At 74.3% G+C, this 23,830-nt stretch carries 20 protein-coding genes; 14 read left to right on the top strand and 6 right to left on the bottom strand.

Translation table 11 applies throughout. The features are described from left to right. Positions 1-258 precede the first annotated feature (258 nt). Positions 259-1,380, top strand: coding sequence for an aromatic ring-hydroxylating oxygenase subunit alpha (locus ACI79E_RS13695; RefSeq protein ID WP_456933102.1), 1,122 nt, complete (start codon positions 259-261; stop codon positions 1,378-1,380). Positions 1,381-1,510: 130 nt separating this feature from the next. On the opposite strand, the gene ACI79E_RS13690 is transcribed toward ACI79E_RS13695, so the two are convergent. Beyond that, positions 1,511-2,317: a methylenetetrahydrofolate reductase gene (locus ACI79E_RS13690; protein WP_456933101.1), complete on the bottom strand. Its 807-nt coding sequence runs from the start codon at positions 2,315-2,317 to the stop codon at positions 1,511-1,513. Between the two features lie 369 nt (positions 2,318-2,686). Between ACI79E_RS13690 and glyA the strand changes: the two genes are divergently transcribed. From glyA to ACI79E_RS13660, 6 genes are all read left to right on the top strand, one after another. Further along, positions 2,687-3,997, top strand: a complete 1,311-nt coding sequence (gene glyA, locus ACI79E_RS13685) for a serine hydroxymethyltransferase (RefSeq protein ID WP_456933100.1) — start codon at positions 2,687-2,689, stop codon at positions 3,995-3,997. Then, complete coding sequence (locus ACI79E_RS13680) at positions 3,994-5,226, top strand: sarcosine oxidase subunit beta family protein (protein ID WP_456933099.1); 1,233 nt, start codon at positions 3,994-3,996, stop codon at positions 5,224-5,226. The genes glyA and ACI79E_RS13680 overlap by 4 nt, the downstream gene beginning before the upstream one ends. A gap of 14 nt (positions 5,227-5,240) precedes the next feature. Next, complete coding sequence (locus ACI79E_RS13675) at positions 5,241-5,519, top strand: sarcosine oxidase subunit delta (RefSeq protein ID WP_456933098.1); 279 nt, start codon at positions 5,241-5,243, stop codon at positions 5,517-5,519. Continuing rightward, positions 5,516-8,383, top strand: coding sequence for a 2Fe-2S iron-sulfur cluster-binding protein (locus ACI79E_RS13670; RefSeq protein WP_456933097.1), 2,868 nt, complete (start codon positions 5,516-5,518; stop codon positions 8,381-8,383). The genes ACI79E_RS13675 and ACI79E_RS13670 overlap by 4 nt, the downstream gene beginning before the upstream one ends. Continuing rightward, positions 8,376-8,975: a sarcosine oxidase subunit gamma gene (locus ACI79E_RS13665; protein WP_456933096.1), complete on the top strand. Its 600-nt coding sequence runs from the start codon at positions 8,376-8,378 to the stop codon at positions 8,973-8,975. The genes ACI79E_RS13670 and ACI79E_RS13665 overlap by 8 nt, the downstream gene beginning before the upstream one ends. A gap of 83 nt (positions 8,976-9,058) precedes the next feature. Next, positions 9,059-11,524: a GcvT family protein gene (locus ACI79E_RS13660; protein ID WP_456933095.1), complete on the top strand. Its 2,466-nt coding sequence runs from the start codon at positions 9,059-9,061 to the stop codon at positions 11,522-11,524. A gap of 264 nt (positions 11,525-11,788) precedes the next feature. Here the strand turns inward: ACI79E_RS13660 and ACI79E_RS13655 are convergent, their stop codons facing one another. Beyond that, positions 11,789-12,454 carry a GntR family transcriptional regulator gene (locus ACI79E_RS13655; RefSeq protein ID WP_456933094.1) on the bottom strand — a complete coding sequence of 222 codons (666 nt, stop codon included), beginning with the start codon at positions 12,452-12,454 and terminating at the stop codon, positions 11,789-11,791. Positions 12,455-12,592: 138 nt separating this feature from the next. Between ACI79E_RS13655 and ACI79E_RS13650 the strand changes: the two genes are divergently transcribed. Further along, positions 12,593-13,966 carry an L-serine ammonia-lyase gene (locus tag ACI79E_RS13650; RefSeq protein WP_456933093.1) on the top strand — a complete coding sequence of 458 codons (1,374 nt, stop codon included), beginning with the start codon at positions 12,593-12,595 and terminating at the stop codon, positions 13,964-13,966. A gap of 10 nt (positions 13,967-13,976) precedes the next feature. Then, positions 13,977-14,825 carry a formyltetrahydrofolate deformylase gene (purU, locus tag ACI79E_RS13645; protein ID WP_456933092.1) on the top strand — a complete coding sequence of 283 codons (849 nt, stop codon included), beginning with the start codon at positions 13,977-13,979 and terminating at the stop codon, positions 14,823-14,825. Between the two features lie 46 nt (positions 14,826-14,871). Here the strand turns inward: purU and ACI79E_RS13640 are convergent, their stop codons facing one another. Next, positions 14,872-16,275 (bottom strand): threonine/serine ThrE exporter family protein, encoded by a 1,404-nt coding sequence (locus tag ACI79E_RS13640; RefSeq protein WP_456933091.1) that lies wholly within the window; start codon positions 16,273-16,275, stop codon positions 14,872-14,874. A 212-nt stretch (positions 16,276-16,487) separates the two neighbouring features. Between ACI79E_RS13640 and ACI79E_RS13635 the strand changes: the two genes are divergently transcribed. Continuing rightward, on the top strand, positions 16,488-17,333 hold the full coding sequence (locus ACI79E_RS13635; RefSeq protein WP_456933090.1) for an oxidoreductase: 846 nt from the start codon (positions 16,488-16,490) through the stop codon (positions 17,331-17,333). 11 nt (positions 17,334-17,344) lie between these two features. On the opposite strand, the gene ACI79E_RS13630 is transcribed toward ACI79E_RS13635, so the two are convergent. Continuing rightward, positions 17,345-17,842: a DUF1707 SHOCT-like domain-containing protein gene (locus ACI79E_RS13630; protein WP_456933089.1), complete on the bottom strand. Its 498-nt coding sequence runs from the start codon at positions 17,840-17,842 to the stop codon at positions 17,345-17,347. A 453-nt stretch (positions 17,843-18,295) separates the two neighbouring features. Here ACI79E_RS13630 and ACI79E_RS13625 point away from each other — a divergent pair, with 453 nt between their 5' ends. From ACI79E_RS13625 to ACI79E_RS13615, 3 genes are all read left to right on the top strand, one after another. Continuing rightward, positions 18,296-19,318: a methionine ABC transporter ATP-binding protein gene (locus ACI79E_RS13625; RefSeq protein WP_456933088.1), complete on the top strand. Its 1,023-nt coding sequence runs from the start codon at positions 18,296-18,298 to the stop codon at positions 19,316-19,318. Beyond that, a complete protein-coding gene (locus ACI79E_RS13620) occupies positions 19,315-19,974 on the top strand; it encodes a methionine ABC transporter permease (RefSeq protein WP_456933087.1) in 660 nt (219 codons plus the stop codon). Before ACI79E_RS13625 ends, ACI79E_RS13620 begins: the two co-directional genes overlap by 4 nt. Before the next feature lie 65 nt (positions 19,975-20,039). After that, complete coding sequence (locus ACI79E_RS13615; protein WP_456933086.1) at positions 20,040-20,858, top strand: MetQ/NlpA family ABC transporter substrate-binding protein; 819 nt, start codon at positions 20,040-20,042, stop codon at positions 20,856-20,858. A 21-nt stretch (positions 20,859-20,879) separates the two neighbouring features. On the opposite strand, the gene ACI79E_RS13610 is transcribed toward ACI79E_RS13615, so the two are convergent. Then, positions 20,880-21,623: a VOC family protein gene (locus tag ACI79E_RS13610; RefSeq protein ID WP_456933085.1), complete on the bottom strand. Its 744-nt coding sequence runs from the start codon at positions 21,621-21,623 to the stop codon at positions 20,880-20,882. A 53-nt stretch (positions 21,624-21,676) separates the two neighbouring features. On the opposite strand from ACI79E_RS13610, the gene ACI79E_RS13605 reads away from it, so the two are divergent. After that, on the top strand, positions 21,677-22,423 hold the full coding sequence (locus tag ACI79E_RS13605) for an SDR family oxidoreductase (protein ID WP_456933084.1): 747 nt from the start codon (positions 21,677-21,679) through the stop codon (positions 22,421-22,423). 31 nt (positions 22,424-22,454) lie between these two features. On the opposite strand, the gene ACI79E_RS13600 is transcribed toward ACI79E_RS13605, so the two are convergent. Further along, a complete protein-coding gene (locus ACI79E_RS13600; protein ID WP_456933083.1) occupies positions 22,455-23,702 on the bottom strand; it encodes an amidohydrolase in 1,248 nt (415 codons plus the stop codon). Positions 23,703-23,830 lie beyond the last annotated feature (128 nt).

Here is a 23,830-nt window from a genome sequence, read left to right as displayed (position 1 = left end):
TCCGTGCCCGCGCCGTCGACGGGGCGGCGTCGGGTGCGCGCTGTGCCCGCGCACCGCTGACGGGGTGATCGGTATCCGGGGTTGGCGCGGGGGATTCGTGGCAGCACAGGTTGTTGCGTAGAGCGCGACGCGCTCTGTAATGTGAAACACACCGGTCGTCCTGAGCTCGCCGGCGGACGACGACCGTGGCCAGTCGCAGACCTGTGTTGTCCGACGTCCGGCGTCCCGCAGACCGCCGACGGAACCCCGAGGTGCCGTATGACCACCACCGAACAGCCCGCGAGCCTCATCTCCACGCTGCCGGGCCACTACTACACCGACCCCGCCGTCTTCGCCCTGGAGCAGTCCCGCGTCTTCGAGGACATGTGGTTCTGCACCGTGCGGTCCAGTGACCTGGCCAAGCCCGGCTCGTTCAAGAAGGTGCAGGTGGGCAGGGAGAGCGTCCTCGTGGTCCGCGGCCGGGACGGTCAGCTGCGCGCGTTCCTCAACATCTGCCGGCACCGCGGTGCGCAGATCTGCACGGAGGAGTCGGGCGCGACCAACCGGGCCTTCCGGTGTCCGTACCACGCGTGGACCTACGACCTCGAGGGCAAGCTGATCGCGGCGCCGAACCTGAAGAACATGCCCGACATCGACCGGGTCGAGTACGGCCTGGTCACGGTGGCGTTGCGGGAGTGGCTGGGGTACGCGTGGGTGTGCCTGGCGACGGAGCCGCCGTCCTTCGAGGACGACGTCGTGGGTGACGTCGTCGAGCGCCTCGGGAGCGTGGAGGCGATCGACCACTACGGGATCGACTCGCTGTCCGTGGGCCGCCGCGTCACCTACGACGTGAAGGCGAACTGGAAGCTCATCATCGAGAACTTCATGGAGTGCTACCACTGCGCGACGATCCACCCGGAGCTCACCGAGGTGCTCCCCGAGTTCGCCGCCGGCTATGCGGCGCAGTTCTTCGTCGGCCACGGCGCGGAGTTCGGGGACGACGTCAAGGGCTTCACCGTCGACGGCAGTGAGGGTTTCGACCGGCTCCCGGGCGTCGAGGAGGACCAGGACCGCCGCTACTACGCGATCACGGTCAAGCCGACGGTCTTCGTCAACCTGGTGCCCGACCACGTCATCGTCCACCGCATGTTCCCGGTCTCGGCCGACCGCACGATCGTGGAGTGCGACTGGCTGTACACGCACGACGTGATCGAGTCCGGCCGGGACGTGTCACGCTCGGTGGAGCTGTTCCACCGCGTCAACGAGCAGGACTTCGCCGCCTGCGAGCGGACCCAGCCGGCCATGTCCTCCCGCGCCTACGCCAACGGCGGGGTGCTCGTGCCCTCCGAGCACCACATCGGCGCCTTCCACGAGTGGCTCACCCAGCGCCTGGCGCGCTGAGCCGCTGCCGACGGCACCGGGGCGGGAGGACGACCCCCTCCCGCCCGGCGCCGTCGGCCTCGGACGACGACGTGGCCGTCCTCGACGGCCGGTCCGGGCGTCCGGCCCGGACCCGGCCGGCAGAGCCGGTTCAGCGGTCGTCGGCCAGCCGGGCCAGCCACGTCTGCCGCCACGCCTCCGTCCTCGCCACCTCGTTGAAGGTGAAGAGGTGGAGGCCCTGCAGGCCGTGTCCCGGCTGCCCGAGGGTGGGGGCGAGGCGTTCGACCAGGCGGTCGGGCCGGTAGCCGTGGGGGAGGAAGAACCGCCAGAACAGGCTGTGCTGCCTGCTCAGGAAGCGGGCGGACTGCCCGAGCCCCAGCCCCGCCGAGATGCGCACCAGCTTCTGGCGCGTCACCGCACCGGGGAGCCCGACCCGGATCGGCAGGTCCACGCCGCGCGCCCTGACCCGGCGCGCCCATGCCGTCGTCGTCGACGGGTGGAAGCACAGCTGGGTGATGACGGAGGTCGCGTGCGGCGCCTTCCGCTCCAGCGCCTGCTCGATCAGCTCGGCGCCGATGTGCCCGTGCCCCTCGGGGTAGCCGCCGATCCCCACGTGCCGGAAGGGCCGCCCGGCGGTCTCCAGCTGCTCCAGCAGGCTGAGCGCGTCGGGGAACGTGCCGGCGGGCTCGGCGGCGTCCCCTCCGACGACGAACACGCCGTCGACGCCGGCGGCCCGCAGGCGGGCGACGACGTCGGCCAGGTGGGCGGCGTCCCGGACCAGCCGCGCGGCCAGGTGCGGCGTGGTGTCGAACCCGTGTCCGGACAGCCGCTCGGCCAGCTCCAGCGTGGGTGTCAGGCCCTTGGCCTCCGTCACCGTCACGGTGAGGGGGACGGTCCGGGGGACGTGCGCGACGACCGCCTCCTCGGCGCCGCGCAGCGGCAGGACCTCGTAGCTCACGCCCCGCAGCGCCCGCTCCAGCGCGACCCGGAACCGCCGCCGCGCCGGCCGGCTCTCGTCCGGAGGCGGCGACCCCGCGCCCGGAGGCGCGCCGGAGGCCCCACCGGACACGGCTCGCCTCCGCGGCGGCGGTCCTGCCCTCTCGGTGACCGGCCCGGACGGCGACGACGCCCTCCGCTCGTGTGTCATGGCGCTGGACCTCTCCTCGGGACGGGCGTGCGGCGGGCCGGGGGACGGCGTGGCGCTCCGGCAGGTCTGCGGCACATCGCTCCCGCCGGACCCCTTGACCCCTGCGAGCACCCACCCTACGGTGTTGCACGACTGATATACCAGTCCCCGGCACGGATTCATGACAGAAGGGACCCCGGCATGGTCGTCCAGCTGGAAGCCGCTCCGGACCGTGTGCTCGACCGATCGCTGGGAGACACCGACCCCGAGGTCTGCGCGGCGATCTCCGCCGAGCTGACCCGGCAGCAGACCACGCTGGAGATGATCGCCAGCGAGAACTCCGCACCCGTCGCGGTCATGCAGGCCCAGGGGTCGGTGCTGACCAACAAGTACGCCGAGGGGTACCCGGGCCGGCGCTACTACGGCGGCTGCGAGCACGTCGACGTCATCGAGCAGCTGGCCATCGACCGGCTGACGGCCCTCTTCGGTGCCGAGTACGCCAACGTCCAGCCGCACTCGGGCGCGCAGGCCAACGCCGCGGCGATGGCCGCCCTGCTCGACCCGGGCGACACCATCCTCGGTCTGGACCTCGCCCACGGCGGTCACCTGACCCACGGGATGAAGCTCAACTTCTCCGGCAAGCTCTACGACGTCGCCGCCTACCACGTGGGCCGCGAGGACCACCGGGTCGACATGGCCGAGGTGGAGGAGCTGGCGCGGGAGCGGCGGCCCAGGCTCATCGTCGCGGGCTGGTCGGCCTACCCCCGGCACCTCGACTTCGCCGAGTTCCGCCGGATCGCCGACGAGGTCGGCGCCTACCTGATGGTCGACATGGCGCACTTCGCCGGGCTCGTCGCCGCGGGGCTGCACCCCTCGCCGGTGCCCCACGCGCACGTGGTCACCTCGACCACCCACAAGACCCTGGGCGGGCCACGCGGTGGGGTCATCCTGGCCACCGCCGACCTGGCCAAGAAGTTCAACTCGTCGGTGTTCCCCGGCCAGCAGGGTGGGCCGCTCGAGCACGTGATCGCCGCCAAGGCGGTGGCCTTCAAGCTGGCCGGCGAGCCGGCCTTCCGCGAGCGCCAGGAGCGCACCCTCGCCGGCGCCCGGGTCCTCGCCGACCGGTTGCTGGCCCCCGACTCGCGCGCCGCGGGCATCGACGTGGTCAGCGGCGGCACCGACGTCCACCTGGTCCTCGTCGACCTGCGGGAGTCGACCCTCGACGGCCGGCAGGCCGAGGACCGGCTGGACGCCGTCGGGATCACCGTGAACCGCAACGCCGTGCCCTTCGACCCCCGCCCGCCGATGGTCAGCTCCGGCGTGCGGATCGGCACCCCGGCGCTGGCCGCCCGCGGCTTCGACGTCGACGACTTCGCCGAGGTCTCCGACGTGATCGCGGCCGCGCTCCGCCCCTCGACCGGGGACGACGAGCTCCCCGGCCTGCGCGCGCGGGTCACCCGGCTCGCCGACCGCCACCCGCTCTACCCCGACCTGACGGAGGCCGGCCGATGAGTCCCCGCACCCCCGGCGCCGACCTGCCGGACCACCCGGACGCCCTGTGGCGCGACGCGGAGCCGAGGCGTTCCTACGACGTGGTGATCGTCGGCGGCGGCGGCCACGGCCTGGCCACCGCCCACTACCTCGCCGAGAACCACGGCATCACGAACGTCGCGGTGCTGGAGAAGGGCTGGCTGGCCGGCGGCAACATGGCCCGCAACACCACGATCATCCGGTCCAACTACCTGTGGGACGAGAGCTCGGCCATCTACGAGCACGCGCTCCAGCTGTGGGAGGGGCTGGAGGAGGACCTCGACTACCCGATCCTGTTCAGCCAGCGCGGCGTGCTCAACCTCGCCCACACCCTGCAGGACGTCCGGGACAGCGTGCGCCGCGTCGAGGCCAACAAGCTCAACGGCGTCGACGCGGAGTGGCTGGAGCCCGACGAGGTCCGCAAGGTCTGCCCGATCGTCAACACGTCGGGCGACATCCGGTACCCCGTCCTGGGGGCGACCTACCAGCCGCGCGCCGGCATCGCCAAGCACGACTACGTGGCCTGGGGCTTCGCCCGCCGGGCCGACCAGGCCGGCGTCGACCTCATCCAGGACTGCGAGGTCACGGGGTTCACCACCGACGGCGACCGGGTCACCGGCGTGCAGACCAGCCGCGGCACCATCGCCGCCGGCACCGTCGCGCTGTGCGCGGCCGGCCACACCTCGGTGCTGACCGACATGCTGGGCATCCGCGTGCCGGTGCAGAGCCACCCGCTGCAGGCGCTGGTCTCCGAGCTGCTCGAGCCGGTGCACCCCACCGTGGTCATGTCCAACGCCGTGCACGTGTACGTCTCGCAGGCGCACAAGGGCGAGCTGGTCATGGGCGCCGGCGTCGACTCCTACAACGGCTACGGCCAGCGCGGGGCGTTCCACGTCATCGAGCGGCAGATGGCCGCCGCCGTGGAGCTGTTCCCCGTGTTCGCGCGGGCCCACCTGCTGCGCACCTGGGGCGGCATCGTCGACACCAGCCCCGACGCCTCGCCGATCGTGGGCCGCACGCCCTACGCCAACCTCTACCTCAACTGCGGCTGGGGCACCGGGGGGTTCAAGGCCACCCCCGGCATCGGCTGGGCCCTGGCCGCCACCATCGCCTCCGGCGAGCCCCACCCGACCGTGGCGCCGTTCAGCCTCGACCGCTTCGTCACCGGCGCACTCGTCGACGAGCACGGCGCCGCCGCCGTCGCCCACTGACCCAGGGAGTCCCCGTGCAACTCATCCCGTGCCCGTGGTGCGGCCCCCGCGAGGAGGTCGAGTTCTCCTACGGCGGCCAGGCCCACGTCCCCTACCCGGACAGCCCCGGCGAGCTCTCCGACGAGCAGTGGGCGCACTACGTCTTCTTCCGCGACAACCCCAAGGGCCGCTTCGCCGAGCGTTGGAACCACAGCGCCGGCTGCCGCCGGTGGTTCAACGCGATCCGCGACACCGCCACCTACCGCTTCGAGCGCGTCTACCGCCTCGATGACCCGAAGCCGGTGACCCCGTGACCAGTCCGTTCCGCACCCCCGAGGGCGGCCGCATCGACCGCGCCACCACCCTCGAGTTCACCTTCGACGGGCAGACCCTCTCCGGGCACCCCGGCGACACCCTGGCCTCGGCGCTGCTCGCCACCGGCCGGCACCAGGTCGCCACCAGCATCAGGCTCGGCCGGCCGCGCGGGATCGCCGCGGCCTGGGCCGAGGACCCCGGCGGCCTGGTCCAGGTCGAGGAGCCCTTCCCCGAGCCGATGCTGCTGGCCACCACCGTCGAGCTGTTCGACGGTCTGGTCGCCCACGGCCTGCCGGGGCAGGGCCGGCTGGCCGACGTCCCGGACTCCGCGCGCTACGACGCCGTCCACGCCCACGTCGACGTGCTGGTCGTGGGCGCCGGACCGGCGGGGCTGACCGCCGCGCTCAGCGCCGCCCGGGCCGGTGCCCGCGTGGCCCTGGTCGACGAGCAGTCCGAGGCCGGGGGCTCCCTGCTGTCGGGCACCGACCGGCTCGACGGTGTCCCGGCGCCGGACTGGGTGGCCGACGCGGTCGCGGAACTGGCCCGCCACCCCGAGGTGCTGCACCTGCAGCGCACCACCGCCTTCGGCAGCTACGACGACGGCTTCGTCCTCGCCCTCGAGCGGCGCACCGACCACCTCGGTGCGGCCGCGCCCAAGCACGTGTCACGGCAGCGGGTCTGGCGCATCCGGGCGCGGTCGGTCGTCGTGGCGACCGGAGCCCACGAGCGCCCGGTCGTGTTCCCCGACAACGACCGCCCCGGGATCCTGCTCGCCGGCGCCGCGCGGACGTTCCTGCACCGCTACGGCGTGCTGCCCGGCCGCGAGGCCGTCGTCTTCACCACCAACGACAGCGCCTACGACGCGGCGCTGGACCTGTCCCGCGCCGGTGTGCGGGTGCAGGCGGTGGTCGACGCCCGCCCGGAGGGCTCCGCCCGCCGCGAGGAGTGCGAGCAGGCGGGGATCCGCGTCCTGGCCGGCGCGGTCGTGACGGGCACGCAGGGCGTCGAGCGGGTCACGCACGCCCTCGTCGCCCCGTTCGCCGACGGCGAGGTCGGCGCGAGCAGCGCGATCGCCTGCGACGTGCTGCTGGTCAGCGGGGGCTGGAACCCCGCGGTGCACCTGTTCAGCCAGGCCCGCGGCCGGCTGCGCTACGACGAGGCCCTCGGCGCCTTCGTCCCGGGCGAGGACCTCGACGGCCTGGCCGTCGCCGGGTCGGCCGCCGGGGTGCTCGACCTGGCCGGCTGCCTGGCCGACGGGCAGCGGGTGGCCCGAGCGGCCCTCTCCGCCCTGGCCCTGGAGCCGGCGGACGACGATCGGCTGCCCGCCGCCCCGGAGCCCGTCGTCCCGACCGCGCCGCTGGTGCTGTGGCGGGTGCCGGACACCTCCGGCACCGAGGGCAGCACCTCCTTCGTCGACCTGCAGCGCGACGCCACCGTCGCCGACATCACCCGCGCGGTCGGCGCCGGCCTGCGCTCCATCGAGCACGTCAAGCGGTACACGACCATCGGGACGGCGCACGACCAGGGCAAGACCTCCGGCGTCCTCACCTCGGGGATCGTCGCCGAGCTCCTGGGTGTGCCGGTGCAGGACACCGGGACGACGACGTTCCGGCCGCCCTACACCCCCGTCGCCTTCGCCGCGCTGGCCGGCCGCGACCGCGGTCGGCTCTTCGACCCCGAGCGGGTCACCGCCCTGCACGACTGGCACGTCGCGGCCGGGGCGGTCTTCGAGGACGTCGGCCAGTGGAAGCGGCCCCGCTACTACCCGCGGCCCGGCGAGGACATGGAGGCGGCGGTCCTGCGCGAGTGCGCCGCGGCCCGCACCGGGGTGGGGATCCTCGACGGCTCCACCCTCGGCAAGATCGACGTCCAGGGGCCCGACGCCGCCGTCCTGCTGGACCGGCTCTACACCAACCTGATGAGCAGCCTGAAGGTCGGGTCGGTCCGGTACGGGGTCATGTGCGGTGTCGACGGCATGGTCATCGACGACGGCACCGTCCTGCGGCTGGCCGAGGACCGCTTCCTCGTCCTGACCACCACCGGCGGCGCGGCGAAGATCCTCGACTGGATGGAGGAGTGGGCCCAGACCGAGTGGCCGGACCTCCGGGTGTCCTGCACCTCGGTCACCGAGCAGTGGGTCACCGTCCCCGTCGTCGGCCCCCGTTCCCGGGACGTCGTCGGCGCCGTCTTCCCCGAGGTGGACGTCTCCAACGAGGCCTTCCCGTTCATGACCTGGCGGGACACCACGCTCGGCGGCGTGCCGGTCCGGCTGGCGCGCATCAGCTTCTCCGGCGAGCTGGCCTTCGAGGTCTACGTCAACCCGTGGTACGCGGTCGCGGTGTGGCAGCGGCTGCTCGAGGCCGGCCGCCCGTACGGCATCACGCCCTACGGCACGGAGGCCATGCACGTCCTGCGCGCGGAGAAGGGCTACCCGATCATCGGGCAGGACACCGACGGCACGGTCACCCCGCAGGACCTCGGCATGGCGTGGGCGGTGTCGAAGAAGAAGCCCGACTTCGTCGGCAAGCGCTCCTTCGCCCGCGTGGCGAACCAGGACCCGCTGCGCAAGCAGCTGGTCGGGCTGCTGCCGGTGGACCGGCAGACCGTGCTGCCCGAGGGGTCGCAGATCGTCGAGTTCGCCGCCGACGGCCAGCTGCCGCCCCCGCCGGTCCCGATGCTCGGCCACGTCACCTCCAGCTACCGCAGCGCCGAGCTCGCCCGCCCCTTCGCCCTCGCGCTGGTCAAGGGCGGCCGGGAGCGCATCGGCGACACCGTGCACGTCCCCGTCAACGGCACCCTCGTCCCGGTCGAGGTCACCGGGTCGGTGCTGGTCGACCCCGAAGGAGCCCGTCGCGATGGCTGAGCTGCTGCGCACCCACCCGCTCGAGGCCTGGATCCCCACCTTCGAGCAGCTGCCCGAGACCGTCGGCATCGCCGTCGAGCCGTTCGTCGCGATGGTCGACGTCCGCCTCGGCACCGTCGGCGCGCAGGCGTCCGCGGCGCTGGGCGTCGACCTGCCGACGACACCCAACACCTGGGTCCCGACGGAGGTCGGGCGGGCCGTGTGGCTCGGCCCGGACGAGTGGCTGATCACCAGCACCACCGAGGCGCCCGAGCAGCTCGAGACCCGGGTCCGCGCCGCCGTGCTGCCCCTGGGCGGGACCGCGGCGGACGTCTCCGCCCAGCGGATCGGCCTGCGGCTGACCGGTGCACGGGTGCGCGACGTCCTGGCCAAGGGCTGCTCGATCGACCTGCACCCCCGCGTGTTCGGCCGGGGGAGCAGCGCGCAGACGAGGCTCGGACAGGCCGGCGTCGTCCTGCTGGCCCTCTCCGACACCGGCGACGACGTCCTCGTCCTCGTCCGGTCCTCCTTCGCCGGCTACCTGGCCGACTGGCTGCTCGACGCGGCCCTCGAGTTCACCACCACCACCACCACCACCACCCACGACCGCTGATGGAGGACCCCTCTGCCCCCCGCCCCTCGCAGGCTCGCGGCGGGACCCTGCAGAGGGGCCGACCCAGACCAACAGGAGCAGCAATGTCCACCACCCCACGTGTGGTCATCATCGGAGCGGGGATCGTCGGGGCCAACCTGGCCGACGAGCTGACCGCCCGTGGCTGGGACCGCGTCACCGTGGTCGACCAGGGGCCCCTCCCGCTGACCGGGGGCTCCACCTCGCACGCGCCGGGGCTGGTCTTCCAGACCAACGCCTCCAAGACCATGACGGCCTTCGCCAGCTACACGGTCGAGAAGTTCCTGGGCATCGACGTCGACGGCGCCTGGTGCTTCAACCAGGTCGGCGGCCTCGAGGTCGCCGCCACACCGGAGCGGCTGGCCGACCTGCACCGCAAGCAGGGCTGGGCCACCTCCTGGGGCGTCGAGGCGCAGGTCGTCGACGTCGACGAGTGCGTGCGGCTGCACCCGCTGGTCGACCGCGACCGCATCCTCGGCGGGCTGCACATCCCCTCCGACGGCCTGGCCAAGGCCTCGCGGGCGGTCGTCGCGCTGGCCCGCCGCGCCGAGGCGCGCGGTGCGCGGTTCCAGGGCTCGACCCGCGTGACGGGCATCGAGCAGACCGGTGGCCGGGTGACCGGCGTCCGCACCCCCGACGGCGTCCTCCCCGCGGACGTCGTGGTGTCCTGCGCCGGCTTCTGGGGGCAGGAGCTCGGGGCCATGGTCGGCATGGACGTGCCCCTGCTGCCGCTGGCCCACCAGTTCGTCTGGACCGGCCAGGTGCCGGACCTGGTCGGCCGCAACACCGAGCTCACCGAGGCCGGCCTGCCGATCCTGCGGCACCAGGACCAGGACCTGTACTACCGGGAGCGCGGCGACACCCTGGGCATCGGCTCCTACGCCCACCGGCCCATGCCGGTGGACCTGCGCGAGCTGCCGCAGGGGGACGGCGTCCGGGAGGAGTCGATGCCCTCGATGCTGCCCTTCACCGAGGAGGACTTCGCCGCCCAGTGGGAGGAGAGCCAGCTGCTGCTGCCCTCCCTGCGGTCCTCGAAGATCGACACCGGCTTCAACGGCGTCTTCTCCTTCACCCCCGACGGCGGTCCGCTGGTCGGGGAGTCCGCCGACGTCAAGGGCTTCTGGATCGCCGAGGCGGTCTGGGTGACCCACTCCGCCGGGGTGGCCAGGGCGGTGGCCCAGCTGCTCGTCGACGGGCGCAGCGAGGTCGACCTGCACGGCTGCGACGTCCACCGCTTCGAGGAGGTCCAGCTCGCGCCGGAGTACGTCAGCGAGACCTCGCAGCAGAACTTCGTCGAGGTCTACGACGTGATCCACCCGCTGCAGCCGCGGCTGTCCCCGCGCGACCTGCGGGTGAGCCCCTTCCACGCCCGGCAGCAGGAGCTGGGCGCGGTCTTCCTGGAGGCCGCCGGCTGGGAACGGCCGCACTGGTACGAGGCCAACGCCGCCCTCGTGGACGAGCTGCCCGCGGAGTGGGTGCCGCCGGAGCGCGACGCGTGGGCTGGGCAGTTCTGGTCCCCGATCGCGGCGGCCGAGGCGTGGCGGACCCGCACCGCCGTCGCGATGTACGACATGACCCCCCTCAAGCGGCTCGAGGTCAGCGGCCCCGGCGCCCTCGACCTGCTCCAGCGACTGACGACGGGGGAGATGGACAAGTCGGTCGGGTCGGTCACCTACACCCTGGCCCTGGACGAGGCCGGCGGCATCCGCAGCGACCTGACCGTGGCCCGGCTCGGTGAGCAGCTGTTCCAGATCGGGGCCAACGGCCCGCTCGACCACGACCACCTGCGGCGCGAGGCGCCGGAGGACGGCACCGTGCAGATCCGGGACGTCACCGGCGGGACATGCTGCATCGGGCTGTGGGGTCCGCGGGCCCGGGACCTGGTCCAGCGGCTCAGCGCCGACGACTTCTCCAACGCCGGGCTGAGGTACTTCCGCGCCAAGCGGGCTCGGATCGGGGGGGTCCCGGTGACGGCGATGCGGCTGTCCTACGTCGGCGAGCTGGGCTGGGAGATCTACACCAGCGCCGACAACGGCCGGCGGCTGTGGGACGTGCTGTGGCGCGCCGGCCAGGACCTGGGTGTCATCGCCGCCGGCCGGGCGGCCTTCAACAGCCTGCGGCTGGAGAAGGGGTACCGCGCCTGGGGCCACGACATGACCACCGAGCACGACCCCTACGAGGCGGGTCTGGGCTTCGCCGTCCGCAGGCAGAAGGGCGGCTTCGTGGGCAGCCGGGCCCTCGCCGACCGCAGCGACGCCACCGTCAGCCGCCGGCTGTCCTGCCTCACGGTCGACGACGGCCGCAGCGTCGTCCTCGGCCACGAGCCGGTCCTCGTCGACGGCCGCCCGGCCGGCTACGTCACCAGCGCGGCCTTCGGCCACACCGTCGGCCGGCCGATCGCCTACGCCTGGCTGCCCGCCTCGGCGACCGTCGGCACGCCGGTGGAGATCGAGTACTTCGGCACCCGGATCGCGGCCACCGTCGCCGCCGAGCCGCTGGTCGACCCCGAGATGGCCCGCATCCGCGGCTAGTGCCTGACCGCAGCCCGTGCGTTCGACGGATGCAGACGGTTCGTGCACTCGTCGTGGCCCGGCACCGGGCCGGCCCACGACGAGTGCACGCAGCGCTGCGCGCGTCTTCGACCGCCTCGACCGGGCGGGGCGCACGGGCGCACCCTGGCGGCCGAGGGGCCGACCTGATCGACGTCGGCGGGGAGTCCACCCGGCCGGGCTCGCGCCCGCCGGGCCTGGCCGAGGTGGACGCCGTCGGCCCCGTGTGACCGGCTGCTCGTCCCCTCAGATCACCGCGCGGATCGCCCGCTCGAAGCCGAGGACGTGCTCGCGGGCGAGGTCGTCGGCCCGGTCGGCGTCGCCGGCGGCGATCGCCCGCAGCAGCTCCACGTGCTCGCCGACGTGCTCGTCCACCGTGGGCAGGCGGTCCAGGAACAGGCAGAAGATCCGCGTGGCCAGGTTGTCGTAGCGGATGAGGACGTCCTCGAGGTGGGGGTTGCCGGCCGCCCGGTAGATGGCGCGGTGCACGGCGAGGTCCCAGCGCATCAGCTCGGTGCGGTCGATCGCGGTGACGTCCAGCTGCTCGATCCCCGTGGCCAGCTCCTCGAGCTCGGCGGAGCCCATGCGGGCGGCCCGCTCGGCGGCCCGGCGGGCGGCCAGCGGCTCCAGCTGGGCACGGATCTCGGAGATGTGGGCCAGGTCGGAGATGTCCACACCGGTCGCGAACGTCCCCCGCCGCGGGTAGGACACGACCAGCCGGTCGCCCTCCAGCCGCTTCAGGGCCTCGCGCACCGGTGTCCGGCCCACGCCGAGCTCCCCGGCCAGCTCGTCGTCGTCGATCGGGTCCCCCGGACGGATCGCCAGCATGATCAGCCGGTCCCTGATCGCCACGTAGGCCTTGTCCGCCAGGGAGCTGGCGGACGCGTCGAGCTCGAGCGGTGCGAGGGTCACGAGCAGATCGTAGAGGTTGACGGCCCCGGGGCCTTGCCTCCTCAGAGGGATCGACATACCTTCACCCTACCTCTGATATACCAACTGTGTACCTGCACCTGCGGTGGGTTCCGGTCATCCGCAGGAAGGGGAGGCCCGGTGACGATCAGCGCCTTCGACCTGTTCAAGGTGGGCATCGGCCCGTCCAGCTCGCACACCGTCGGCCCCATGCGGGCCGCGGCCACCTTCGTCTCCCGCCTGCGGGAGGAGGGGGTCCTCGGCCGGGTGGCCGGCGTCCGGTGCGAGCTGTTCGGTTCCCTCGGGGCCACGGGGCACGGGCACGGCAGCGTCAAGGCCGTCGTCCTCGGGCTGGAGGGCGAGCAGCCCGACCTCGTCGACCCCGTCGCGGCCGGCCCCCGGGTCGAGGCCATCCGCCGGGAGGGCGGGCTCCGGCTGGCCGGCGAGCACCCGATCGCGTTCTCGGTGGACGACGACGTCGTCCTCCACCGGCGCAGGCGGCTGGACTTCCACAGCAACGGGATGCTCTTCGTGGCCGTCGACGCCGACGGGGCGCAGCTGTGCCGCCGCGAGTACTACTCGGTGGGCGGCGGGTTCGTCCTCGACGAGGACGAGGCCGGCAACCCGGTGGTCGTCGAGGACGCCACGCCGGTGCGCTACCCGTTCCGCACCGGCGAGGAGCTGCTGGCGCGCACCCGGGAGACCGGCCTGCGGATCAGCGACGTGGTGCTGGCCAACGAGCTGTCCTGGCGCAGCGAGGCCGAGGTCCGCGCCGGTCTCCTGCACGTCTGGGCGGTGATGCAGGAGTGCGTCGAGCGCGGGACCCGGACCACCGGCGTCCTCCCCGGCGGCCTCAGGGTGCGCCGGCGGGCGGCCGCGCTGCGCGCCCACCTGGAGGAGCACCCGGACGAGGCCGACCCCCTGCGCGCCATGGAGTGGGTCACCCTCTACGCCCTGGCCGTGAACGAGGAGAACGCCGCCGGCGGGCGGGTGGTGACCGCGCCGACCAACGGTGCCGCCGGGATCGTGCCGGCGGTCCTGCACTACTACCGGGACTTCGTCGACACCTGCTCCGAGGACGGCGTGGTCCGGTTCCTGCTGACCGCCGCCGCGATCGGCCTGCTGTTCAAGGAGAACGCCTCCATCTCCGGCGCGGAGGTCGGCTGCCAGGGCGAGGTGGGCTCGGCCTGCTCCATGGCCGCCGCCGGCCTGGCCGAGGTCCTCGGCGGGACGCCGGAGCAGGTGGAGAACGCCGCCGAGATCGGCATCGAGCACAACCTCGGCCTCACCTGCGACCCCGTCGGGGGGCTGGTCCAGATCCCCTGCATCGAGCGCAACGCCGTCGGCTCGGTCAAGGCCATCACCGCGGCGCGCATGGCCGTCCGCGGCGACGGCCGGCACCACGTCCCGCTGGACAAGGCGATCAAGACCATGCGCGAGACCGGCGCGGACATGAAGGACAAGTACAAGGAGACCGCCCGTGGCGGGCTGGCGCTCAACATCGTCGAGTGCTGAGGAGGCACCCGTGTCCCACTCCTACACCCTCACGCTCAGCTGCCGGGAGCGTCCGGGCATCGTGCACGCGGTCAGCTCGTTCCTGTTCGAGCACGGCTGCGACATCGTCGAGCACCAGCAGTTCGACGACGCCGTCCGGGGCCAGCTGTTCCTGCGGACGGCGTTCGTCTGCTCGCAGGAGACCGACGCCGAACGCCTGACCACCGAGTTCCGTGCGGTGGCCGACGAGTTCGGCATGAGCTTCGACGTCACCGGCGAGGAGCCCCAGCGCGTGCTGGTGATGGTGTCCAAGCTCGGCCACTGCCTCAACGACCTGGTCTTCCGCTGGCGGGCCGGCACCCTCGGCGCCGAGCTCGTCGCCGTCGTCTCCAACCACGAGGACCTGCGCCCGATGGCGGAGGCGGCCGGCCTGCCCTTCCACCATGTGCCCGTGACGCCGGCGACCAAGCGCGAGGCCGAGGCGCGGCTGCTCGAGCTGGTCGACGAGCACCGCGCCGACCTGGTCGTGCTCGCGCGCTACATGCAGGTGCTCTCCGACGAGACCTGCTCCGCCCTGCACGGCCGGGCGATCAACATCCACCACTCGTTCCTGCCGGGGTTCAAGGGCGCCAAGCCCTACCACCAGGCCTTCGACCGCGGCGTGAAGCTGGTCGGCGCGACCGCCCACTACGTGACGCCGGACCTGGACGAGGGGCCGATCATCGAGCAGGAGGTCATCCGCATCGACCACACCCACGACCCGCGCGCGCTGGCCACCGTCGGCCAGGACGCCGAGGCGCTGGCGCTCTCGCGCGCCGTCCGGTGGCACAGCGAGGGGCGCGTGCTGCTCAACGGGCACAGCACCGTCGTCTTCCGCTGACCCGGCTGCGGAGCCGGACCGGTGCGCAGCCGGTCGGTGGTCGCTGCTAGTCGGTGGTCATGGCCCGCCGGCGGACCCGTTCGTCGAAGCGGTCCCGCTCGCCGCTGACCGGCCGGCCGAGGTACTCGCCCAGCGTGACGCCGGCGGCGAGCGCGAGACCGACGGCCAGCGCCCCGACGAGGGCGGCCAGCCCGCCGTCGATGTCGGCGTCGACGACGATCCGGAACAGGCCGTGGTAGATCGCCAGCCCCGGCAGCAGCGGCACGATGCCGCAGACGGCCACGAGCTGCGGGGGGACCCGCAGCCGCTGGGTCAGCACCTCTCCGACGAACCCGATGACGACGGCCGCGACCCCACTGGCCAGCGGAGCGCCGGCCCCCAGTGCGCTGAGCGTCCAGAACGTCGTCCAGGCCAGTGCTCCGGCGATCGCGGCGAGGCCGACGGCGTGCGGCCGGGCATGACTGGCGAGGGCCCAGAAGCCGGCGATCCCGGCCGAGGCGGCCAGCGCGACGGGAACGGGCACCGGGACGGGCGCGGTGGTGACGACGGTCAGCGGGAGCTGCGCGCGCTGGGCGAGGTCGAGCACGCCGGCGATGCCCACGACGATGCCCGCGGTCAGCGTCACCACCTCGAAGGCCCGCGCTCCCGCGGTCACCGGGAACCCGCTGATCGCGTCCTGCGCGGCGCTGACCAGGGAGAGCCCGGCCAGCAGGACGACGATGCCCGCGGCGACGACCAGGGAGGTCCGGACGTCGACGTCCCAGGCGAGCAGCAGGACGGCGACCCCGGTCGCCAGCGCGGCCCCGACCACCTGCTGGAAGAAGACCGGCAGGCTGCGCCGGTTGAGCACGCGCAGCACCTGCTCGATGAGGGCGGTGGTGAGTGCTGCGAGGAGGGCCTCCCGCCACCCGCCGCCGAGGACGATGCCGAAGCAGCCGGCCACCCCGGCCCAGGCCAGGGCGTTCACGGTCCGGCGGTACGTGGCGGGCGCGGCGACCACCCCGTCCAGGCGGCGGTGTGCCTCCTCGACGTCGAGGTCGCCCGCGCCGATCGCCCGGGCCAGGTCGGTGATGCCCTGCAGACGGGTGTAGTCGGCCCTGGTCATCCGCACGATCCGCATCGCGGTGAGCGGTACGGCGTCCTCCCGGTCGAAGCTGACCGTGATGGAGGTGAAGGTGATGTCGACCTGGCAGCTGGTCAGCCCGTAGGCGGCGGTGACCCGCAGCATCGTCGCGGTCACGTCGGCGGAGGGCGCCCCGATGGCGAGCATGGACGCCCCGATGCGCAGGGCCAGACCCAGCGCGGCGTGCGCGGTGAGGTCGTCCATCCGGCTGGCCTGGGCGCGCAGGCCGATCGGCGCGGTCGGCGGGTCGTTCCCCGCGACCGCACGCCAGGCCCGCTCCGGGAGACGCGAGTACGGCACGCGGCGACGCGGGGACCAGTCGGGCACGCAGCCAGGCTATGGCGCCTCCAGCTGCTGTCCCGACCGGCACCGGGCCGGCCCGCGACGTCCTCGGCAGCGGATCGCCGGACGGACCGCAGCGACAGCACGGCGCGACGGGCCCCGCTCCGGGCCCGTGCCGCTGTGAGGGCACGTCGCAGCCGCACGTCCGTCGAGGCCCCGGATGTTCGGCCGGCGGATCCCGGTGGCATGACCGGGGCATGGGAGACCACGAGATGCGCACCTGGCTGATCACCGGCTGCTCGACCGGGCTCGGCCGGGCCTTCGCCGAGACGGCGCTGGAGCGCGGACGCAACGTCGTCGTGACGGCCCGGGACGTCGCGACCGTCCAGGACCTGGCCGACGCGTACCCGGGGACCGCGCTGGCCGTCGCCCTGGACATGACCAGCGACGAGCAGGTCGCCGCGGCGGTGGCCGCGGCCGAGGCGCGCTTCGGCGGCGTCGACGTCCTGGTCAACAACGCCGGCTACGGGTACCGGGCCGCCGTCGAGGAGGGGGAGGACGGCCCGGTCCGGCAGCTGTTCGACACGCACGTCTTCGGCACGGTCCGCACCGTCAAGGCCGTCCTGCCCGGTATGCGCAGCCGCCGCTCCGGGACGATCGTGAACCTCTCCTCGATCGGCGCGCGGATCTGCCCCGAGGGGTCGGGCTACTACTCGGCGGTCAAGGCGGCGATCGAGGCGCTGACGCTGTCGCTGCGCAAGGAGGTCGGCCCGCTCGGCATCACCGCCATGACCGTCGAGCCCGGGGGCTTCCGCACCGACTTCGCCGGCCGGTCGCTCACCCAGGCGCAGACGCCGATCGCCGACTACGCCGACACCGCCGGCCGGCGCCGCAAGGACCGCGACACCGGGCACGGCCGGCAACCGGGGGACCCGGCCCGGGCGGCGGCCGCGCTGGTCGACGTCGTCGACTCGGGCAGGGCGCCCTACCTGCTCGTGCTGGGCAACGACGCCTCGGATGGGATCCGCGCGGCGCTGGACTCCCTGCGGGAGGAGCTGGACGCGTGGGAGGAGGTCAGCCGCAGCACCGACTTCCCCCGGTGACGCCGATCGGCTCAGTCGTCCCAGTCGTCGTGGTCGTGCCAGTCGTCGTCCCAGTGCTCGTGCCAGCCGTCGCCACCTCCACCTCCACCTCCACCGCCACCACCGCCGCCGCCGTCGGCCAGCGCCGCCCCGGTCAGGGCGCCGACGAGGACCAGGAACACGGCGACGGCGACGAGCACGGCCGCCAGGCGGCGCACCCGGAGCCGGCCGGTGGCGGCGGTGGTCAGGGAGGCCCGCACCTGCTCGACCGCGAGCGCCCCGAGCGACCGCCAGCCCGGCGCCGTGCGCTCGGGCTCCGCCGGCGGGAGGTCCTCGGTCAGCGGGTCGAGGTCGGTCCGGTGGACGGCGGCGAAGGCGTCGGCCATCCGCTCGCTGCCCTCGTCGGGGGTGAGCAGGCCGCGGGCCACCGCGTCCTGCAGCCGTCCGACGGTGGCCAGCCGGTCGGCGTCCGACGCGCGCACCCGCGGCGCGGACGGGGCGGCGCTGTCCAGGTCGATCAGGGGTGGCATGACTGCTCCTCCCGGAGTGCGATCCAGAGGGCACCAGCCTGCACCCGCACCCCCCGGGCCGGGCCGGTTCCGGTGCGTGCCCGTCCGGAACGCCCCGAGTCGCCGTGCGACGTGTGCGCGGTGCAGGGGCCCGGTGTCGTTCCGTGCTCCCCAGGCCGCCACGCGGGCCGGGCGGCGGCCGGCGGAGCGCGGGACGACGGTCGGCGGCCGCCGGTGTGATCCACACCAATCCGGTGGGATTTGTTGCGGGCCCGGTGGTGGGGGAGCATGGCGGGGTGGCCCGGCTGACCCTGACGAGCGACCGCGCCGTCGACCTGGCCGGCACCGCCAGCTGCCTCTGTCGCTGACGTCCCTGCGCCGCCCCACCCGCCGGGGCCGGGCGCCGTCGCGCCGAGCCCCTGCGCGACCGCGCAGACCTGCCCGGCCCGACCCGCTCCCCGAGGACCCGCTCCCGTGATCGAACTGCACGACGTCCGCAAGGTGTTCCCCGCCCGGGGCCGGGCCGGCGAGGTCGTCGCCGTGGACGGGGTCAGCCTGCGGGTGGAGGCCGGTGAGTTCGCCGGCGTGGTCGGCCCGAGCGGGTCGGGCAAGAGCACGCTGGTGCGCCTGGTCAACCTGCTCGAGCGCCCGACGTCGGGGTCGGTGACCGTGGACGGGCAGGTGCTCACCGAGCTGCCCGCCGACCGGGTGCGCGAGGCCCGGCGCTCCATCGGGATGGTCTTCCAGCACTTCGAGCTCCTGGACTCCCGGACGGCGGCGGGCAACGTGGAGCACCCCCTCGAGCTGGCCGGCGTCGGCCGGGCCGAGCGCCGTCGCCGCGCGCTGGAGCTGCTGGACCTCGTCGGGCTGGGGGAGCGGGCCGGCGCGCGCCCCGCGCAGCTGTCCGGCGGGCAGAAGCAGCGGGTGGCCATCGCCCGCGCCCTCGCCGGCCGGCCGCGGGTGCTGCTGTGCGACGAGGCGACCTCGGCCCTGGACCAGGCCAGCACGACCGGCGTGCTGGACCTGCTGCGGCGGGTGCGCGCCGAGCTGGGCCTGACCGTCCTGCTGATCACGCACGAGATGGCCGTGGTCAAGGCCGTCTGCGACAGCGCCGTCCTGCTCGAGCGGGGCCGGGTCGTCGACGGCGGCCGGCTGACCGACGTCCTCGCGCGGGAGCACTCGCCGCTGGGGGAGGCGCTGCTGCCGGCCCCGGTTGCCGACGCCGGCGCCGGGCACGGCGGGGCCCTGGTCCGGGTGACGGTCACCGACGCCACCCCGGAGACCGTCGTGCTGCGCACGCTGGTCGGCGAGCTGGGGCTGGCCGTGGAGGTCGCCGGGGGCTCGGTGGAGACGGTCGCCGGCGGGCGCTACGGCCGGCTGCTGCTGCGCGTCACCGGGGACCTCGACCGGCTCGACGGCGCCGTCCGCCGGCTGCGGGACGACGGCGTCCTCGTCGAACAGGTGCACGCGGGTGTGACCGCAGGGGCGGGGCGATGAGCGACTGGAGCCGGATCTGGCCGCAACTGCTGGAGGCGACCGGCGAGACCCTCTACATGGTGGGCGTCGCCGCGCTGGTCACCGTGCTGCTCGGCGTGCCCCTGGGGGTGCTGCTGACCGTCACGGCCCCGGGCGGGCTGGCTCCGCGCCCGTCGGTGAACCGCGCCCTGGGGCTGGTGGTCAACCTGGGCCGCGCGCTGCCGTTCATCATCCTGCTGGTCCTCGTCGCGCCGATCACCCGCGGCATCGTGGGCACCACGATCGGCTCGACCGCGGCGATCGTGCCGCTGACCATCGGCGCGGTCCCCTTCCTCGCCCGGCTGGTGGAGACCAGCCTCCGCGAGGTCGCCCCCGGCAAGGTCGAGGCGGCGCTGTCCATGGGCGCCCGTCGGCGCGACGTGGTCCGCACCGTGCTGCTGCCGGAGGCGCGGCCCTCGCTCATCGCCGGGGCCACCGTCACCGTCGTCGCGCTGATCAGCTACTCGGCCATGGCCGGGGCCGTCGGCGGCGGCGGGCTCGGCGACTTCGCGATCCGCTTCGGCTACCAGCAGTTCCGCACCGACATCACGCTCAGCACCGTCGTCCTGCTGCTGGTCATCGTCCAGGCCCTGCAGTGGGCCGGTGACCGCTGGGCGCGCCGCCTGGCGCACGTCTGACCCCTCGCCGGCAGCCCCCGAGCCGCCGGCACCCACCGCACCACCCCCGAAGGAGAACCCCTCCCATGCGCTCCCGCCCCACCCTGTTCCTGGTGACCACCGCGGCGACCGTGCTGCTCACGGCTTGCGGTGGCGGCGAGGCCGAGCTGTCCGCGGCCGACGAGCCGCTGCGGGTCGGCGCCTCGCCGGTCCCGCACGCCGAGATCCTGCGCTTCATCGACGAGAACCTGGCCACCGACGCCGGCCTGGACCTGGAGGTCGTCGAGTTCACCGACTACGTGCAGCCCAACGTGGCCCTCGACGACGGGTCGCTGGACGCCAACTACTTCCAGACCGTGCCCTACCTGGAGGAGCAGGAGGCCAGCGCCGGGTACGACTTCACCGCGCTGGAGCCGGTGCACATCGAGCCGCTGGGCATCTACTCACAGTCGCTGACCGACCTCGCCGCCCTGCCCGACGGGGCCACCGTGGCGATCCCCAACGACCCGACCAACGCCGCGCGCGCCCTGCGGCTGCTCGAGGCCAACGACCTGATCACCCTGGCCGACACCGGGGACGCCGCCCCGACGTCCCTGGACATCGAGGCCAACCCGAAGAACCTGGAGGTCTCCGAGGTCGAGGCCGCCCAGGTGCCCCGGTCGCTGGCCGACGTGGACATCGCGGTGATCAACGGCAACTACGCCATCGAGGCCGACCTGGTCCCGGCCGAGGACGCGCTGGCGCTGGAGGAGGCCGAGGGCAACCCCAACGCCAACCTGGTCGTCGTCCGGGCCGGTGACGAGGACGACGAGCGGATCCAGCAGCTGGAGGAGCTGATCCACTCCGAGGAGGTCCGCCGGTTCATCGAGGACACCTACGAGGGCGCGGTCATCCCCGCCTTCTGAGGCATCCCGGGGCGCGGGCGGTCAGCCCGCGCCCCGGTCGGGGTGGTTGGCCGTCACGCAGAACGGCAGGCCGGCCGGGTCCCGCAGCGCCACGAAGCCGTCGCCGGGCCACAGCAGGTCGGCGCCGAGCGCGCGCACCCGGGCCACCTCGGCGTCGACGTCGTCGGTGCCCAGGTCCAGGTGCGCGCGGGCGCGCGTGCCGCCGTCGTCGGCCCCGAGGCGCTGCACCAGCAGCGCCAGCGGGCTCTGCGAGCGGTGCACCAGCCGGGCGAACTCCGGGGAGTCCACCGGCTCGTCGGCCCACCCGGTCGCCGCGCGCCAGAAGTCCAGCTCGGCGTCGTACCGGTCGGCGGGGACGTCGACGCACAGCTGCACCAGCCGGGTGCGGTGCCCGTCCGGCCACGGCGTCGCGCCCGGGCGCACGTGCGGCCAGGTCTCCTCGCAGACGCAGAAGGGCAGGCCGGCCGGTGAGGTCATGACCCGCCACCCGTCGCCGGGCGGGCCGGGCTCGGCGCCCAGCCCCGCCAGCCGGGGGACGTCGTCGGCGAGCGAGCCGAGCAGGTCGAGGTGCACCCGCGGCGGACCGCCGATGCGCTGCACGTGCAGGTAGGGCGCCCCGGACGGCGGGTCGAGGGAGACGAACTCCGGGTGCCCGGGCCACGGCTGCCCCGGCGGCCACCCGGTCACCGCCGACCAGAACGCCCGGGCGGCGTCGACCCGGTCGGCCGGCACGTCGACGAAGGCGTGCACCCACGGGACCGGCATGCGCCCAGGCTGGCACGGCCGCGCCGGGCCCGCCTGCGTGGCAGGCTCCTCCCGTGGCCGAGCCGTCGCGCACCGCCGTCGTCACCGGGGCCGGGTCGGGGCTGGGCCGCGCCATCGCCCGCGCCCTGGCCGACGACGGGTGGTCGGTCGCGCTGCTCGGCCGCACCCGCGCCGCGCTGGAGGGGACGGCGGCCGGTGGCGGGGCCACCCTCGTGCTGCCCACCGACGTCACCGACGAGCGGCAGGTCGACGCGGCCTTCGCCGCGGTGCGCGACGCCTGGGGCCGGGTGGACCTGCTGGTCAACAACGCCGGCACGTTCGGCCCGTCCGGCGAGGTCGACCAGATCGCGGTCGAGGACTGGCGGGCCACCGTCGAGGTCAACCTCACCGGCATGTTCCTCTGCGCCCGCGCCGCCGTCCGGGTGATGAAGGCGCAGGACCCCTCCGGCGGGCGGATCGTCAACAACGGCTCGATCTCCGCGCACGTGCCACGCCCGGCCAGCGTCGCCTACACCGCCACCAAGCACGCGGTCACCGGGCTGACCCGCGCGCTGGCGCTCGACGGCCGGGCGCACCGCATCGCCGTGGGGCAGGTCGACGTCGGCAACGCCGCCACCGACATGACCGCGGGCATCGCCACCGGCGCCCGGCAGGCCGACGGCTCGGTCCGGCCCGAGCCCACCTTCGACCCCGCGCACGTCGCCGCCACGGTGGTGCACATCGCGCGCCTGCCGCTGGAGGTGAGCGTGCCGTCCACCACGGTGCTGGCCACCGGCATGCCCTTCCTCGGCCGCGGCTGAGGACCCCGGGCGGTCCGCGGGGAGGAGCGGGTCACCCCTCCGCCGCGGCCGGCCCGCCCAGGTACGCCGTGATCGCCGTGTACGCCGCGGTGACACCCGTGGTCAGCGTCGGCTCGACCACCGGCGCGAAGAAGGGGGAGTGGTTGGTCGGCACGGGGTCGGCGCCGTCGACGACCTCGTCGGGCATGCCGCCGATGAACCAGTAGACGCCCGGCACCCCGATCGCGTCCGGCAGCAGGCCGAAGTCCTCGCTGCCGAGCAGCGGCGGCGTGTCGTGGACCCGGTCCGCGCCGAACACCTGCGTGAGCGCGGCCGTGACGCGTTCGGTCGCCTCCGGGTCGTTGCGCAGCAGGGGGAACGTGTACAGCTCCGCGACCTCCGGCTCGGGCGCACCCGAGGCCTGCGCCTCGGCCGCGACCACCCGGCGGAGGGCGGCGAGGACGCGGGCCCGGACGTCGGTGTCGAGGGTGCGCACGTTGACGGTGAAGACCGCGGTCGCCGGGATGACGTTCTCCTTGAGCCCGGCGTGGAAGCTGCCGATCGTCACCACGGCGGGCGTCAGCGGGGGCACCTCGCGGGACACGATGCTCTGGATGCGCACCACCATGTGCGCGGCGAGCACGACGGGGTCGATGGTGTCCTCGGGGCGGGAGCCGTGCCCGCCGCGCCCGTGGACGGTGACCTGCCAGCTGTCGGCCATCGCCATCGCCGGGCCACCGGTCAGCCGGATCTCACCGGCCCGGAACGGGTACACGTGCTGGGCCAGGACGACCTCGGGTCGGGGGGCGCGGGTCCACAGCCCGTCGGCGACCATCGCCGCGGCGCCCTCGCTGGTCTCCTCCCCGGGCTGGAAGAGGAACACCACGGTCCCCGACCAGGTGTCCCGGGTGTCAGCGAGCACCGCGGCGGCGCCGATCGCGCTCGTGACGTGCACGTCGTGGCCGCAGGCGTGCATCACCGGCACCTCGGTGCCGTCGCCGAGCCGGCCGCGGGCGGTGCTCGCGTACTCCAGCCCGGTGTCCTCCGCGACGGGCAGGGCGTCGGTGTCGGCGCGGAAGGCGACGACCGGTCCGTCCCCGTTGCGCAGGACGGCGACCACGCCGGTGCCGCCGCAGCCGGCCGTCTCCCAGCCCAGCCGCCCCATGCGCTCGGCGACCAGTGCGGCGGTCCGGTGCTCCTGCATCGACAGTTCCGGGTTCGCGTGCAGGTGGCGGTACAGCCCGTGCAGCTCCTCCTGGAGCTCGGGGGTGATCAGCGGCTGGTCTGTTGGCGACGTCATCGTCCGGTTCCTCCGTCGGTCTCGTCGGGATCCCGGCTGCGGCCCTCCGGTCGGCTCCGGCAGCCGGTGCGGTGGTGCCCGGGCGGGACGCCGTCGACCCGTCCGGTCCGTCGACGCCGCGGACCCCC

It is taken from the genome of Geodermatophilus sp. SYSU D00079 (assembly GCF_054050635.1).
This window is presented reverse-complemented; position numbering and strand designations above follow the sequence as displayed.